Raw genomic sequence first — 15340 nt, 5'->3', positions numbered from 1 at the left:
CTCGTCAGTTGGAAACGAGGCGCACCCTGATCACGCCGGGACGTGGGCTCCACCCGATCCTTGCGACGCATTACCGGTGCGGCGCTTGCGCGGACGCCGCGGCTTGCCGCCGGCCTCGCCCCGCGCCTGCTGACGCTCGCCGGAACGTTCCTGCGGCCGGCCCGGCTTGCGCTCACTGCGGGCGGCCTGATCAGGACGCTCACCGCGCGGGGTGCGATCGCCACGGAACGGCTTGCCATCGGCCCTCTGGCCTTCGCCCTGGTGGCGCTCGCCACGTTGCCCTTCGGCCCGTTGGCCCTGGGACTTGGGACCCTGGGACTTGGGACCCTGGGACTTGGGACCCTGCGATTTGGGACCGCGGGGTTTTTGACCACGGGGCTTGTGATCCTGGGCATTCTGGCCCTGGGCCCGCTGACCCTGACCTTGCCCCTGACCCTGATTATTGCGGCCGCGCGAGCGCTTCTTCTTCACCGGCTTGGTATTGCGGGCCTCGGCGAAGAAATCGGCTTCCTCGCCGACAATCGCCCGTTCGATCTCGACACCGGTGAGTTTTTCGATATCGCACAGATATTCATACTCGGACGGATCGCACAGCGAGACCGCAACACCGGTCTTGCCGGCACGGGCCGTACGGCCGATCCGGTGGACATAGCTTTCCGGAATATTCGGCAGCTCGTAGTTCACGACGTGGGAGACATCATCGACATCGATACCGCGTGCGGCAATGTCGGTGGCGACGAGGATCTTCACATGGCCGGACTTGAAACCGGCCAGCGCCTTCACGCGCTGGCCCTGGGTCTTGTCGCCGTGGATGGCGGCCGATTTGAGACCGTACTGAACGAGGCTCTTGTTGACCCGGTCGGCACCGCGCTTGGTGCGGGTGAAGACGATCGAGCGCTCGACGGACCGGTCTGACAGCAATTCCAGCAGCAGATCCCGCTTGGAATCGCGTGGTGTCAGTACAACCGACTGCTCGATCCGCTCGATCGGGCGCGAGGCCGGAGCGACCGAGATCTGCTTCGGGTCGGTCAGGAGATCGTGCGCCAGCGCCTTGATCTGCTTGGGCATCGTCGCCGAAAGCAGCGCCGTCTGGCGGTCTTGGGGCAGGCGAGACACGATATCGCGGATCGCCGGGATGAAGCCCAGATCCAGCATCTGATCGGCCTCATCCAGCACCACGGTGCGCACCTGCGACAGGCTCAGCGCGCCGGAGCGCACGAGGTCGAGCAGGCGGCCCGGCGTGGCCACGACAACATCGACGCCGCGCGCCAGCATCTTCACCTGCGGACCGATCTTCAGCCCGCCGACGACCAACGCCGAGGAGATGCGCATGTGCTGGGCATAGCCGCGCAGGTTTTCGAGAATCTGTGCCGACAGTTCGCGCGTCGGCGACAGGATCAGCGCCCGGCAGGTCTTCGGGGCCGGCCGCTTGTTGTCCGCACTGATGGAATGGAGAATGGGCAGCACGAAGGCCGCCGTTTTACCGGTGCCCGTCTGGGCAATACCGAGCACGTCGCGCCCTTCGACAAGGGCGGGAATCGCTTCGCGCTGGATCGGGGTCGGCTCGTTATAGCCGGCATCTTCAAGCGCGCGGAGAATGGGCTCGGCGAGGCCGAGTTCATTGAACTGGGTCAAAATATATCTTTCATGGGTCCGGAGCGCCGCCAAAAGGCCGCGCGCACGAACGAACGGGTTTTCAGTGTGGAAGCCTGCGTAGATCAGCCGCCGTCTTGTCGGCGCCGGCCTGGCGCCAGGGTGGCAATGATCAATACGCGCCCGGCCCGGAACCGGGCCTTGAGAGGGCGGAACGTCTCGCCAACGTCTGCAATGCAGCCTCAAGGGACCGACTACTCACCGCAGAACGTAGGCGCTCTTTTTCATGCTTCGGGCGGTTTGGCAAACGAAAACGGCCGCTCCAGGCAGGAGCGGCCGTTTTTCGGTCCGTGCACCACATCCTTCGAAACGAGGGAAATGGCGCGAGTGACGGGACTCGAACCCGCGACCTCCGGCGTGACAGGCCGGCGCTCTAACCAACTGAGCTACACCCGCTTGAGCGGCTCGCCGAAGCGAGGTGCGTTGTTTATGAGCAGACCGCGGTCCGGTCAAGCGGCCAATGCAAGCGATCTGCACATAATGCAGCACCTTGTTCAGCTGGCCGCGAAATGACGCTCTGCCCAGGTGCGTGTCACGGCAATGGTCGTGCGGATCAACTGCTCCAGGTCGCCCTGTGAAATCACGTAAGGCGGCATGAGATAGACGATATTTCCAAACGGCCGCACCCAGATGCCGGCCTCGATAAAGGCCGATTTCAGCGCGTCGAGCTCCGGCAGTCCGGGCATTTCGATGACGCCGATCGCGCCCTGCCAGCGCACATCCACGACGCCGGGAATTTCGCGCGCCTGCGGCAAGAGCGCCGCATAGGCGGCTTCTATTGCGGCCACCTGCTGCAGCCGTGGTTCGCGCTCGAACAGGTCGAGCGAAGCATTCGCCGCCGCACAGGCGGCCGGATTGCCCATATAGGTGGGCCCATGCATCAGCGCGGCCGACGCCTCGTCGCGCCAGTAATGCTCGAACATGCCGCGCGAGGCGATTGCGGCTGCCAGGGGCAGTGTGCCGCCTGTGAGCGCCTTGGAAACCGTCATCACATCCGGGACGATTCCCGCCTTCTCACAGGCGAACATCGTGCCCAGCCGGCCAAAACCGGTCATGATCTCGTCCACGATCAGCGGCAGGCCGCGCGCATCGCAGGCCGCGCGCATCGTACGCAGCGTCTCTGGCGAAAAGAATCGCATCCCGCCCGCACCCTGTACCAGCGGCTCGGTCACCACGCCGGCAATCTCGTGCGCATGCGCGTCGAGCAGCGCCTCGAATCGCGCCGTGCTTTCAGGGGCCTGCGGCAGGTCGGCGACAATCTGCTGCGGCAGGGAGCCCGCAAACAGGCTGTGCATCCCCTCCTCCGGATCGCACACCGACATGGTGGCGATGGTGTCGCCATGATAGCCGCCGCGGAAGCACACGAAGCGTGTGCGGCCGTGAATGCCGCGATTGATCCAGGACTGCACCGCCATCTTCATCGCGATCTCGACCGAGACCGAACCCGACTCACAGAAGAAGACGTGGTCGAGATCGCCCGGCGCCAGCGCCGCGAGGCGCGCCGCCAGCCGCTCGGCGGGCGCATGCATCAGCCCGCCCAGCATGACATGGGACAGGCGCTCGACCTGATCGCAAATCGCGCCGACAATATGCGGGTGGCTGTAGCCGTGAACGGTGGTCCACCAGGAGGAGACACCGTCGATCAGGCTGCGGCCATCGGCGAGTTTCAGCCGCACGCCCTCGGCCGACACGACCGGCAGAGCCGGCTGTGCGGTCTTCATCTGGGTATAGGGCCGCCAGAGATGTCGCCCTTCGGGCTTGAACCCGCCGGGCAACGCAGTTTTCAATGTGTTGGACATGACGGGCGGGCTTTAGCAGGCCTCTCACCCGAACGACAGGCTTGATATGACTTCCGCAGCCGCCTCACTCGAGCGCTTTGCCGCCGACAAGCTCTCCGCGCTGGACCGCAAATCCCTCCGCCGGCGGACGGTGGAGACGCGCCACCGCGACGCGGTCCACGTCGAGCGCGACGGGCGCTCGCTGATCAATGTCTGCTCGAACGATTATCTCGGCCTGGCCCATCACCCCAAGGTGATCGAGGCCGCCCGCGCGGCGACGGCCGAATGGGGGGCTGGATCCGGGGCCTCGCGCCTGGTGACGGGCGGCCACCCGCTCCTCTTCCAGCTGGAACGCCGCCTGGCCGCCTTCAAGGGCACAGAGGACTGCATCGTCTTCGGTTCGGGCTATCTGGCCAATCTGGCGATTACGCCGGCGCTTGTAGGACCGGACGATATCGTCCTGATCGACAGCCTTGCCCATGCCTGCCTGCACGCCGGCGCGCGCCTGTCCCGGGCCCGTGTCGAAGTCTTCCGCCATAATGACATGGACCAGCTGCGCAGCCTGCTGGCGGAACATCGCGGCGAGGCCCGCCACGCCATGATCCTCACCGATGGCGTGTTCTCCATGGACGGCGATTTCGCCCCCCTGCCGGAAATCTTGGCCCTGGGCGAGGAATTCGACGCCTGGACCCTGGTCGACGATGCGCACGGCATCGGCGTGGTCGGTGGCGGACGCGGCTCGGCCCATGCCTTCGCGCCTCCCGCCGCTGCACCTTTGCAGATGGGCACGCTGTCCAAGGCGCTGGGAAGCTATGGCGGCTATCTATGCGCGTCCGAACGGGTGTGCGAACTGCTGCGCTCGCGCGCCCGGCCGCTGGTCTTCACCACAGCCCTGCCCCCGGCCAACGCCGCGGCCGCGCTTGCCGCCCTCGAGCTGATCACCGCCGATCGTGCGCTGTTCGACCGCCCGCTCGAACGGGCACAGCGCTTTGCGAGCAAGCTGGGCCTTTCAAGACCCGTCTCACCGGTCGTGCCCGTCATCCTGGGCAGCGAGACCGCCGCGCTCGCCGCCTCCGCCGCCCTGGAAGCCGAAGGCTTCCTGGTGACCGCCATCCGGCCGCCAACCGTGCCGCCGGGAACGGCGCGCCTGCGCTTTACCTTCTCCGCCGCACACGAGACCGCCGACATCGACCGGCTCGCCGCCGCGCTGAAATCCATCCTGCAACAGACGGAGGCCGCCGAGTAATGCGCCCCATTTTCGTGACGGGGACCGGCACCGACGTCGGCAAGACCCACATCCTCTGCGCCATGCTCGAAGCCCATCGCCGGGCCGGAGGGAAGGCGCGCGTGCTCAAACCGGTGATCTCCGGTTTCGATCCGGCGCAACTCAATGCCACAGATACGATACGCCTGATGCGCGCAAACGGGACTGAATTGACGGGCGAAGGTGTGCAATCCGTATCACCCTGGCGCTTCAGGGCCCCGCTCTCCCCCGACATGGCCGCCCGGCAGGAAAACCGCGAACTCGCAATCGACGCGGTGCTGCACTGGTGCCTCGACCAGATTGACCCCGGCATGCCGACAGTTGTGGAAGGCGCCGGCGGCGTGATGTCACCGCTGGCCACAGACGGGCTCAATCTCGACCTGATCCGCGATCTCGATGCCCGGCCGGTCCTTGTGGCAGGCGCCTATCTCGGCGCGATCTCGCACACGCTGACAGCGCTGCGTGTCCTGGACGCCCGCTGCACCGTGATCGTCAATGATTTCAACGCTGAACCCGTCCCGGCCCGCGACGTTGCCCGGACCATCCAGCGCTTTGCACCGCGAGCGGACGTGCGTGTGTTCGCAGGAGACGCCTCGGAACTGCTCGACGTACTCGACCCGACTGAGTAACTTTGGCGCCGGTCGCAAAAGCCTGAAGATTGAAGGATGGTGGGCGGTGAGGGGTTCGAACCCCCGACCTACTGGGTGTAAACCAGTCGCTCTCCCAGCTGAGCTAACCGCCCGATCCAAGGTGAGCCGCGCTTTTAATCTGCCACGGCCCTTCGAGGCAAGCGCGCGCTACTTCTGCGCCGCAGCATCGCGGATCAACGCGCCGATCATCATCGAAGCCTGCTCCAGCGCTTCGCCCGCCGGATTCTCGAGCGCGGCATTGGGCAATGTCATGGTGACAATGCCATGCACCGACGCCCACAGGGTCCGCGCCGCTCGCCGGCGGAAGTCCGGGTCCTCGAACCCCCTGCCCGCCTCCAGCACGCCTTCCACGATCCCGAACAGGGCATCCTCGGTCTCGGTATAGGCTTTCGGCGCCGCGCCGGACCGGCGGCGATTGAAAGACAGTAGCGCCATCCAGCGCGCATTCTGGGTGACGACAAACTCGATATAGGCGCGCGCCAGGACGAGCGCACGCTCGAACACCGCCTCCGGCGGCAATCCGGACGCCTCGAGTGCCGAGCTGTGGTGTATTTCGATATCGCGATAGGTGCGCAGGTTGAGTTCCCGGATCAGGTCATCGATATCGCCGAAAAGCTTGTAGATCGAGCCGACGGAAAGGCCTGCCCGCGCCGCAATCGTGCGTGCCTGCATGCCCTTGAGACCCTGCTCTGCGAGCAGATCGCCTGCCGCCAGCAAGGCCTGCTCGCGCACTTCCGGCGTCAGGCCGGGTCGTCCCCGGGCACGCGGCCGCGCCGGTTTCACCTGTTGTGTATCCATACGCATTTCCCGCTCGAACCGTCAGCCGGCCACGCCGTGCGTACGCTTGGCACGGGCCGACATCAACCGGCGCATGATGGAGGTCATTCGTCTACAGACCATTGAATTCAGCCTGGTAGCAAAATTCAACCGGTTTTGCCGCTGCTGCTGGATACGCAGCAGCGGCATTCATGGCCCGTGTCGCTATTCGGCAACGGTAACACGGTCGATCGCATCAGCGGCATAGCAGCCGAGCAGTTTGATCTCGCGGGTATGCTCCTCGATAACGCTCATCGCCTGGCGGACCCGTTCGTCCTCGACATGACCATCCACATCCATGATGAACATCTCCTCCCAGGGATTGCCGGCAATCGGACGGCTTTCCAGCTTGACGATGTTCACGCCCTGGTCGCGGAAGCCGGTGAGCGCGTCGACCAGGCAGCCCGGCGTGTCGCGGGTGGTGAACATCATCGACGTCTTGCACTCCACCTCGCGGGTCGGCAGCGCCGCCTTGCGGGCAATGACGATGAAACGGGTGATGTTCTGCTCGTGATCGCCGATACCGCGCGCCAGGATGTCCATGCCGAACAGGCGTGCCGCGTCCTCGCCGGCCACGGCAGCGGCCGTGTCGTCATCCTCCAGCAGCCGCTCCAGCGCCCGCGTGGTCGAGGCCGCCATATGCGTCTCCAGCTCCGGGTGGGACGCGATATAGCGGCGGCATTGGGCCAGCGCCTGCGGGTGGCCGAAGACCCGGCTGATCCGCCCCTGACCACTGGCCTTGCCGACCAGGCAGTGATCGACGCGCAGCAGGAATTCGCCGATGATCTGGGTGCGTGAATTGATCAGGATGTCATAGACCTCGTTGATCGAGCCCGTCGTGGTGTTCTCAATCGGCACGACGCCGTAATCGACCTCGGCATTTTCGACGGAACGGAAAATCGACACGAAGTCGCGCTTGGGTGACGGCACGACGGTGGCGTTGCGCCGCTCGAAGACTTTCTGGGCCGCGATATGGCTGTAACTGCCCGGCCCGCCGAGATAGGCGACGGTCGCCTCGTTGAGATCCTCATTGCGCATGGAGTCGAAGCGTTCACGCTGACGGCGGATCGACACTTCAAACAGGGAATGAAACAGGCTCTCGACCAGTTCGGGCGAAACGCCCTGCGCCTTGCCACGTGCCAGTGCGTCGCGCAGGACAGCCTGCTCGCGGTCGCGGTCGCGCACCGGCTGCCCGCTCGCGGCCTTGGCGGCCTGGATGTCGTCGACCAGTTGCTGGCGCCGGGCAATGGCGTCGATCAACTGCCCGTCTATCTGTGAAATCTCCGCCCGGATCTCGTCCCGGCTCTTTGTCGTCGTCACGGTCTCACCCTTCCCTTTCAGGCAAAAGAAAAGGGCCTCCCCGAGGGGGAGGCCCTGCAAATCCGGTGCTTTCACACACGTCAGCCGACCACCGCCCCCTCACGGGTTGCGCTGATAAAGTAGCCGTTAAAATAGAACGTCGCGAAAGTCATGGAGCGAGAGTGGCGGGGGTTTTGCGCAAGGTCAATGCTCAATTTCCGCATCTGCGTCGTGCGCGTGCAAAAATCTGGCGGCGGCCACAAAAAAGGGCGGCCAAAGCCGCCCTTCTCCTGTCACGCCACGGCACCATTGCTGCCCGGTAAGGGCAACATCAGTGCGCCATGGGTGTCTCGCCTGCCCCCGCGCCGGTCTGCGAGGCCATCGCCGCCAGGGCGGCTTCGTCGGCCTCGGTCCATTCGACCGGCTGCACCGGCTCGGTGAGCGCGAGCTTGAGAACCTCGTCGGCGGTTTCCACCGGGATGATCTCCAGCCCCTCTTTCACATTGTCCGGGATCTCGGCGAGATCCTTTTCATTGTCCGTGGGGATAAGCACCGTCTTCACACCACCGCGCAGCGCCGCCAGGAGTTTCTCCTTCAGACCGCCGATCGGCAGCACGCGGCCGCGCAGGGTGATCTCGCCGGTCATGGCAATATCCTTGCGCACCGGAATGCCGGTCAGCACGGAGACAATGCCCGTCATCATGCCGATACCGGCCGAGGGACCGTCCTTCGGCGTGGCACCCTCGGGCACGTGGACGTGGATGTCGGACGAGCGGAACACGGTCGGCTTGATGCCAAGCGATGGTGCCCGCGACTGCACGAAGGAATTCGCGGCCGAGATCGACTCCTTCATCACATCGCGCAGATTGCCCGTCACGGTAAACTTGCCACGGCCCGGCATGCGCACGGCCTCGATGGTCAAGAGGTCGCCGCCGACTTCGGTCCAGGCCAGCCCGGTGACGACACCGACCTGGTCTTCCTTGTCGGTCTCGCCGAAGCGGAATTTCCGCACGCCGGCGAAATCGCCGAGATTGTCCGGCGTCACGGTGACGCTGTCAGCCTTGCCGCTCTGGATCTGGCGCACCGCCTTGCGGGCCAGGTTGGCGATCTCGCGCTCGAGATTCCGCACGCCCGCCTCGCGGGTATAGTAGCGGATCAGATCGCGCAGACCTGCCTCTTCCAGCGAGAAGTCCTTGTCACCCAGGGCGTGGTTGGACATCTGCTTGGGCAGGAGGTGACGCTTGGCGATCTCGACTTTCTCGTCCTCGGTGTAGCCGGCGATGCGGATGATCTCCATCCGGTCAAGAAGCGGCTGCGGCAGGTTGAGCGTATTCGCGGTGGTCACGAACATGATGTCGGACAGGTCGTAATCGACTTCCAGATAGTGGTCGTTGAAGGTCGAATTCTGTTCCGGATCGAGCACTTCCAGGAGGGCCGAGGCCGGATCGCCGCGATAATCGGCGCCCAGCTTGTCGATCTCGTCGAGCAGGAAGAGCGGATTGGCGGACTTCACCTTCTTCATCGACTGGATGATGCGGCCCGGCATGGAGCCGATATAGGTGCGCCGATGGCCGCGGATCTCGGCCTCGTCGCGCACGCCGCCCAGCGACATGCGCACGAAATCGCGGCCCGTCGCCTTGGCGATCGAACGGCCCAGCGAGGTCTTGCCGACGCCGGGCGGGCCGACGAGGCACAGGATCGGACCGCGCAGCTTGCGGGTGCGCGACTGCACGGCGAGATGCTCGAGAATGCGTTCCTTGACCTTCTCCAGCCCGTAATGATCGTCCTCGAGCACGCCCTCGGCGCGTTCCAGGTCGTTCTTCAGGCGTTTGCGCTTGTTCCAGGGCAGCGCCAGGATCCAGTCGAGATAATTTCGCACGACCGTGGCCTCGGCCGACATCGGGCTCATCTGGCGCAGTTTCTTGAATTCGGCGTCGGCCTTGGCGCGCGCTTCCTTGGGCAGCTTGGCCTCGGTCAGGCGCTGTTCCAGCTCGGCGAGTTCCTCGCGGCCGTCATCGCCCTCGCCCAGCTCGCGCTGGATCGCCTTCATCTGCTCGTTGAGATAATATTCGCGCTGGGTCTTCTCCATCTGGCGCTTCACGCGCGAGCGGATCTTCTTTTCCACCTGCAGCACGCCGATCTCGCCTTCCATCAGGCCGAGCACACGCTCAAGCCGGTTGGCGACACCGGGTTCTTCCAGCAGCGACTGCTTCTCGTCGATCTTCACGGCCAGGTGCGCCGAGATCGAGTCGGCCAGCTTGCCCGGCTCCTGGATCTGCGACAGCGAAGCCAGCGCTTCCGGCGGCACCTTCTTGTTCAGCTTCACATAGTCTTCGAACTTTGCCGCAACGGTGCGCATCAGCGCTTCCAGCTCGGCATCGTCGCCGGAATCCTCGGCCACCGGTTCGCAGACCGCTTCGTAGTATTCCTCACGCGGCGTATAGCCGGTGATCTCGACGCGGACGCCGCCTTCCACCAACACTTTCACCGTGCCGTCGGGCAGTTTCAGCAATTGCAGGACAGAGGCGACCACACCGGTGCGATGGATCGCATCCGGCGTCGGTTCGTCGTCCGCGGCATTGCGCTGGGTGGCAAGCAGGATCTGCTTGTCCGCCTTCATCACCTCTTCCAGCGCCTTCACCGACTTCTCGCGCCCCACGAAAAGGGGAACGATCATGTGGGGAAAAACCACAATGTCGCGCAGCGGCAGAAGCGGTAGTGTCTTCGTATTGGACATGCTTACTCCATGCGCGCCCGATACAGGGGCGCGTGCAGATCTCGTTGGATCTTTCTATCGATACGGGACGGCCGGCAAGCGCTCCCGGTCTTGCCCGACGCGTCCCACCTGGATCATGAAGTGGCGATCGCGATCGCCGATTTCAAGCGTCCTCAAGCACCCGTCCGCTTGTCGTCCTTGCGCTCGGCATAGATGAAGAGCGGTTTGGCGTTGCCCTCGACGACTTCCGCGTTGACGACAATCTCTTCCACGCCTTCCAGGCCCGGCAGGTCGAACATCGTTTCCAAGAGGATGCCTTCCATGATCGAACGCAGGCCGCGCGCACCGGTCTTGCGGGCAATCGCCTTGGCAGCCACCGCCTTGAGCGCATCCTCGGTGAAGGTCAGACCGACGCCTTCCATCTCGAACAGGCGCTGATACTGCTTCACGAGCGCATTCTTCGGCTCGGTCAGGATCTGCACCAGGGCGTCCTCGTCCAGGTCTTCCAGGGTCGCGATGACCGGCAGACGGCCGACGAATTCCGGGATCAGGCCGAAACGCAGCAGATCGTCCGGTTCCACCTCGCGCAGGATATCACCCGTGCGGCGGTCGTCGCTTTCACGTACATCGGCGCCGAAGCCGATGGCAGACCCCTTGCCACGCTGGGAGATCACCTTGTCGAGACCGGCAAAGGCGCCGCCGACGACGAAAAGGATATTGGTCGTGTCCACCTGCAGGAACTCCTGCTGGGGATGCTTGCGCCCGCCCTGCGGCGGCACGGAGGCGACCGTGCCTTCCATGATCTTCAGCAGCGCTTGCTGCACGCCCTCGCCCGACACGTCACGCGTAATGGACGGGTTGTCGGACTTGCGGGAAATCTTGTCGATCTCGTCGATATAGACGATGCCGCGCTGGGCCCGCTCGACATTGTAGTCGGCCGACTGCAGCAGTTTCAGCACGATGTTCTCGACATCCTCGCCGACATAGCCGGCTTCGGTCAGCGTTGTTGCATCGGCCATCGTGAAGGGCACATCGAGGATGCGCGCCAACGTCTGGGCCAGCAGCGTCTTGCCGCAACCGGTCGGACCGATCAGCAGGATGTTCGACTTGGCCAGTTCCACATCGGAATTGGCCGAGGCGTGGTTGAGCCGCTTGTAGTGATTGTGCACGGCCACGGCGAGCACGCGCTTGGCGTGCGCCTGGCCGATCACATAATCGTTCAGGACATTGAAGATTTCCTGCGGCGTGGGCACGCCTTCCTTGGACTTCACCAGCGAGGACTTGTTCTCCTCGCGGATGATATCCATGCAGAGCTCGACGCATTCATCGCAGATGAACACGGTGGGCCCGGCAATCAGCTTGCGCACCTCATGCTGGCTCTTTCCGCAGAAAGAACAGTAGAGGGTGTTCTTCGACTCGCCGTCTCCGCCCGTCGTCTTACTCATGACCGCTCCAATTCAACCCGCAGGTCCCGGCACTTGAATGGTATCATTACGATACCACACCGGCATTTGTCCCGCCTCGCATCCAGCCCTGAGCAAAATCAGGGCCGAACTTTAGCGAAAGGTTTCCGTCACTGTGCATTCGACCACATGGGCGCGGCATGGATCAAGCTTCAACCGCGCCCGGCAATCATGCCCTAGCCGGACTTGCCTTCGCCGTCATCCTCGCTGCGACGCGTAAAGACCTCGTCAATGAGGCCGAATTCCTTGGCTTCGTCCGCCGACATGAAGTTGTCGCGGTCGAGGGCCTGTTCAATCTCGTCATAGGTGCGGCCCGTGTGGTGCACATAGATCTCGTTCAGCCGGCGCTTGATCTTCTGGATGTCCGCCGCATGCCGCTCAATGTCCGAGGCCTGGCCGCGGAAACCGCCGGAGGGCTGGTGCACCATGATCCGCGCATTCGGCGTGGCATAGCGCTTCTTGTCCTCGCCCGCCGTCAGCAGCAGCGAGCCCATCGAGGCGGCCATGCCGATACACATGGTGGAGACCGGGCAGCGGATGTGCTGCATCGTGTCGTAGATCGCCAGGCCAGCCGAGACCACGCCGCCGGGCGAGTTGATGTACATCGAGATTTCCTTCTTCGGATTTTCCGATTCAAGGAAAAGCAGCTGGGCGACGATCAGGCTCGCCATATGGTCCTCGATCGGACCGGTGACGAAAATGATGCGCTCCTTGAGAAGCCGCGAATAGATATCGAAGGAGCGTTCGCCCCGGCTGGTCTGCTCGACGACGATCGGAACCAGATTCATCGTCCTGTCCTGGGGATCATGCATGTCGCGCTCCTTGGGGTTCGGGCAGCCGTTCGGCGCCGATTCTCGTCAGACGGGATTGGTCAAATATTGCGGTGCTCGCTTCCGCGTGCAAGGCGGACGCTGCACACGCCTGTGCGAATTCCCGCAACGGCACACAAATTTGCACCCGGAAACGAAAAGCGCCGGCGTCCTGGGACGCCGGCGCTGATCGTGTGCGAAAGAGCCCGGTGATCAGGCGTCCTTCTTGGCCGCAGCCTTTTTCTTCGGTGCGGCTTTCTTGGCCTCAGCCTTGTCGCCGTCCTTCGCCGCCGCTTTCTTGGCCGGAGCCTTTTTCTTCGCGGCCGGCTTGTCGTCGTCCTTCTTGGCAGCGGCCTTCTTCTTCGGCGCGGCCTTCTTCTTGGCCGGAGCCGGCGCTTCGTCTTCCTCGGCGTAGAGCGCGTCCTTGGACACGGTCACCTCGGAGACGTCGGCGAGCTCGAGGATGTAGTCGACGACTTTTTCCTCATAGATCGGCGCGCGCAGCTGGGCGATGGCCTGCGGATTCTTCTGGTAGAACTCGACGACCTGGCGCTCCTGACCCGGATAGCGCACGGCTTCCTGGTTGATGGCGCGGGAGAGTTCTTCCTGGGTCACGTCGACATTGTTGCGGCGGCCGATCTCGGCGAGCACCAGGCCCAGGCGCACGCGGCGCTCGGCAATGCCGCGATACTCGGCCTTCAGCTCGTCTTCCGACTTGCCCTTGTCTTCTTCCTCGAGCTGATCGTTCTCGATGGCGTGCTGGACTTCGCGCCAGATATTGTCGAACTCGGCATCCACCATCTGCGGCGGCAGGTCGAAGCTGTGCGCGGCATCAAGCTGGTCGAGCAGGGCCCGCTTCACCTTCATGCGCGACTGCTGGGCGTGCTCCTGGGCGAAGCGCTTCTTCAGCGCGTCCTTCAGGCCGTCCAGACCGTCGAGGCCCAGGCGCTTGGCCAGTTCGTCGTCGACCTTGGCTTCGCCCGGTGCTTCGACCGACTTCACGGTGACGTCGAACTCGGCATCCTTGCCGGCCAGATGGGCGGCCTGGTACTGCGCCGGGAAGGTCACTTTCAGAACGCGCTCTTCGCCCGCCTTGGCACCGACCAGCTGCTCCTCGAAGCCCGGGATGAAGGCACCGTCGCCGATGGCCACGCGGGCATCTTCGGCGGAACCGCCCTCGAAGGGCTCACCATCAAGCTTGCCGACGAAATCGATGACGACGACATCACCCTCTTCCGCCTTGGCGTTCTTGCCGCCCTTCTTGGCGGCGAATTCGCGGTTTTCCTCGGCCAGCTTCTGCAGCGCCTCGTCGACCTCGGCCTCATCCACCTCGGCGACCGGGCGCTCGACCTTCAGCTTGGACGGATCGGCCGGTTCGAATTCCGGCATCACTTCCAGCGAAACCTCGAAGGAGAAGTCGGCCTTGCCGGCGAGCACGTCCGGCGCCTCGCTGATGACCTTGATGTCCGGCTGGTTGGCTGGCCGGATATTCTTCTCGTCGAGCATTTTCTGCGTGGTCTGCGGGACCAGCTCGTTCAGCAGATCGCCCATGATCGACTCGCCGAACATCTTGCGGATGTGGCTCGTGGGAACCTTGCCCGGGCGGAAGCCCTTCAGGCGGACTTCCGGACGGATCTCTTCGATCTTCGCTGCGAGGCGAGCTTGCAGATCGTCGGCCGGGAAGACGATCTCGAAAGTGCGGCTCAAGCCTTCGGAAGATTTCTCGGTGACGTTCATGGGTTGGCCTTGGTGTTCTTTGTAAAGGTGCGCAGATGCGCGCGTGCAAAATCGAGCGCGCGTTATGTCACGGGGATTCGCGCTGTGCAACGCCGGGCAGCGGTTGACGGGTGCAGATGAGGCGATTGCAGCCTGATCGCAAGCGGGGTCTGGAGGATCGGGCGGGTGTGGCAGACGAGCCCTCCTTTGCCAAAGGCTTCGGCGGGGCACCGCTTCGCCCGGATGCGCGCTGCGGGTGGCTTGCCACCCGAAGCCCGCAGGGCGAAGCCCCCTGCCGGGGCATTCTCCGCCTGAAATCGATTCACCGGATCGATTTTTCTGCCTCTGGCAGACCGGCTCCGAATGGTGCGGATGAGAGGACTCGAACCTCCACGCCTTGCGGCACTGGAACCTAAATCCAGCGCGTCTACCAGTTCCGCCACATCCGCACGTCTGGTGGCGATCTCTTGGCACGGGGCGGCGCGGATAGGCAAGCGGCCATTGCCGGGCGGGCTGCGGCGGTTCTATATCGCGGCATGTCAGGAATGTCCGAAGACCGCACGCCCTTCGACTGGGAGACGCGTTTCCGCGATGGCGACACCCCATGGGAGCGCCGCCAGCTGCATCCTGCCGCCGCGCACTGGCTGGCCGAAGGCGTGTTGGCGCCGGGGCTCAGCGTGATCGTGCCGGGTTGCGGCCGGGCGCCGGAGGTCGTGGCCTTTGCCCGGGCGGGCGTGCACGTCACCGCCGGCGATGTCGCCCCGACCGCCCTCGCCTGGCAGCGCGAGCAGTTGGACGACGCCGGGCTGGAGGTCAGCCTGGTCGAAGCCGATCTGACGCAATGGCGTCCCGGGGAACCGGCCGATCTGGTCTATGAGCAGACCTTCCTGTGCGCCATCCCGCCCCGCCTGCGCGCGGATTACGAACGCGCCGTCCATGCCTGGCTGAAGCCCGGCGGCCGCCTGCTCACCCTCTTCATGCAGAAGGCCGAGCGCGGCGGCCCGCCCTATGGCTGTTCGCTCGAGGCGATGCATGCGCTGTTCCCGGCCGAACGCTGGGCATGGCCGGCCGACGACGCCTTCACCGCCTGGCCCCACCCGTCGCTGAACGGCAAGCCGGAACTGGGCGGGGTGCTGACAAGGCGGTGACAGACTTCCCCTGCGTGAGCGGGGGAAG

Annotated in this window: 11 protein-coding genes and 3 tRNA genes; 3 read left to right on the top strand and 11 right to left on the bottom strand. The window is 64.4% G+C overall.

Annotated features, from left to right (window positions below; translation table 11 throughout):
* Nucleotides 1-30 precede the first annotated feature (30 nt).
* The 3 genes from ACXAJV_RS10785 to ACXAJV_RS10775 form a co-directional block, all read right to left on the bottom strand.
* Nucleotides 31-1635 carry a DEAD/DEAH box helicase gene (locus tag ACXAJV_RS10785; RefSeq protein ID WP_475085210.1) on the bottom strand — a complete coding sequence of 535 codons (1605 nt, stop codon included), beginning with the start codon at nt 1633-1635 and terminating at the stop codon, nt 31-33.
* Between the two features lie 337 nt (nt 1636-1972).
* Nucleotides 1973-2049, bottom strand: a tRNA-Asp gene (locus ACXAJV_RS10780).
* 98 nt (nt 2050-2147) lie between these two features.
* Entirely contained in the window at nt 2148-3452 is a 1305-nt protein-coding gene (locus ACXAJV_RS10775) for an adenosylmethionine--8-amino-7-oxononanoate transaminase (protein WP_475085208.1), read from the bottom strand.
* Nucleotides 3453-3498: 46 nt separating this feature from the next.
* On the opposite strand from ACXAJV_RS10775, the gene bioF reads away from it, so the two are divergent.
* Entirely contained in the window at nt 3499-4677 is a 1179-nt protein-coding gene (gene bioF / locus ACXAJV_RS10770) for an 8-amino-7-oxononanoate synthase (RefSeq protein WP_475085206.1), read from the top strand.
* On the top strand, nt 4677-5324 hold the full coding sequence (bioD, locus tag ACXAJV_RS10765; protein ID WP_475085203.1) for a dethiobiotin synthase: 648 nt from the start codon (nt 4677-4679) through the stop codon (nt 5322-5324). Before bioF ends, bioD begins: the two co-directional genes overlap by 1 nt.
* A 37-nt stretch (nt 5325-5361) precedes the next feature.
* On the opposite strand, the gene ACXAJV_RS10760 is transcribed toward bioD, so the two are convergent.
* From ACXAJV_RS10760 to ACXAJV_RS10725, 8 genes are all read right to left on the bottom strand, one after another.
* Nucleotides 5362-5437 (bottom strand) — tRNA-Val (locus tag ACXAJV_RS10760).
* A 55-nt stretch (nt 5438-5492) separates the two neighbouring features.
* Nucleotides 5493-6143 carry a TetR/AcrR family transcriptional regulator gene (locus tag ACXAJV_RS10755; RefSeq protein ID WP_475085200.1) on the bottom strand — a complete coding sequence of 217 codons (651 nt, stop codon included), beginning with the start codon at nt 6141-6143 and terminating at the stop codon, nt 5493-5495.
* A 183-nt stretch (nt 6144-6326) separates the two neighbouring features.
* Entirely contained in the window at nt 6327-7481 is a 1155-nt protein-coding gene (pheA, locus tag ACXAJV_RS10750) for a prephenate dehydratase (protein WP_475085198.1), read from the bottom strand.
* A gap of 310 nt (nt 7482-7791) precedes the next feature.
* A complete protein-coding gene (gene lon / locus ACXAJV_RS10745) occupies nt 7792-10197 on the bottom strand; it encodes an endopeptidase La (RefSeq protein WP_475085195.1) in 2406 nt (801 codons plus the stop codon).
* A gap of 152 nt (nt 10198-10349) precedes the next feature.
* Nucleotides 10350-11621 carry an ATP-dependent Clp protease ATP-binding subunit ClpX gene (clpX, locus tag ACXAJV_RS10740; protein ID WP_475085193.1) on the bottom strand — a complete coding sequence of 424 codons (1272 nt, stop codon included), beginning with the start codon at nt 11619-11621 and terminating at the stop codon, nt 10350-10352.
* A 194-nt stretch (nt 11622-11815) separates the two neighbouring features.
* Nucleotides 11816-12451, bottom strand: coding sequence for an ATP-dependent Clp protease proteolytic subunit (locus ACXAJV_RS10735; RefSeq protein WP_475085190.1), 636 nt, complete (start codon nt 12449-12451; stop codon nt 11816-11818).
* 210 nt (nt 12452-12661) lie between these two features.
* Nucleotides 12662-14185, bottom strand: a complete 1524-nt coding sequence (tig, locus tag ACXAJV_RS10730; protein WP_475085188.1) for a trigger factor — start codon at nt 14183-14185, stop codon at nt 12662-12664.
* 343 nt (nt 14186-14528) lie between these two features.
* Nucleotides 14529-14613: transfer RNA gene (locus ACXAJV_RS10725), tRNA-Leu, on the bottom strand.
* A gap of 96 nt (nt 14614-14709) precedes the next feature.
* On the opposite strand from ACXAJV_RS10725, the gene ACXAJV_RS10720 reads away from it, so the two are divergent.
* Complete coding sequence (locus tag ACXAJV_RS10720) at nt 14710-15312, top strand: methyltransferase domain-containing protein (protein WP_475085186.1); 603 nt, start codon at nt 14710-14712, stop codon at nt 15310-15312.
* Nucleotides 15313-15340 lie beyond the last annotated feature (28 nt).

Source organism: Maricaulis sp. ABE4_448 (assembly GCF_056160825.1).
Note: the sequence above shows the minus strand (reverse complement) of the source record. Positions and strands in the feature narration are given on the sequence as shown.

Bases quoted from the DNA above. Each gene is read 5' to 3' on its own strand.
- ACXAJV_RS10775 (WP_475085208.1), bottom strand. From the start codon at position 3,452: ATGTCCAACACATTGAAAACTGCGTTGCCCGGCGGGTTCAAGCCCGAA.
- bioF (WP_475085206.1), top strand. From the start codon at position 3,499: ATGACTTCCGCAGCCGCCTCACTCGAGCGCTTTGCCGCCGACAAGCTC.
- bioD (WP_475085203.1), top strand. From the start codon at position 4,677: ATGCGCCCCATTTTCGTGACGGGGACCGGCACCGACGTCGGCAAGACC.
- ACXAJV_RS10755 (WP_475085200.1), bottom strand. From the start codon at position 6,143: ATGGATACACAACAGGTGAAACCGGCGCGGCCGCGTGCCCGGGGACGA.
- lon (WP_475085195.1), bottom strand. From the start codon at position 10,197: ATGTCCAATACGAAGACACTACCGCTTCTGCCGCTGCGCGACATTGTG.
- clpX (WP_475085193.1), bottom strand. From the start codon at position 11,621: ATGAGTAAGACGACGGGCGGAGACGGCGAGTCGAAGAACACCCTCTAC.
- ACXAJV_RS10735 (WP_475085190.1), bottom strand. From the start codon at position 12,451: ATGCATGATCCCCAGGACAGGACGATGAATCTGGTTCCGATCGTCGTC.
- tig (WP_475085188.1), bottom strand. From the start codon at position 14,185: ATGAACGTCACCGAGAAATCTTCCGAAGGCTTGAGCCGCACTTTCGAG.
- ACXAJV_RS10720 (WP_475085186.1), top strand. From the start codon at position 14,710: ATGTCCGAAGACCGCACGCCCTTCGACTGGGAGACGCGTTTCCGCGAT.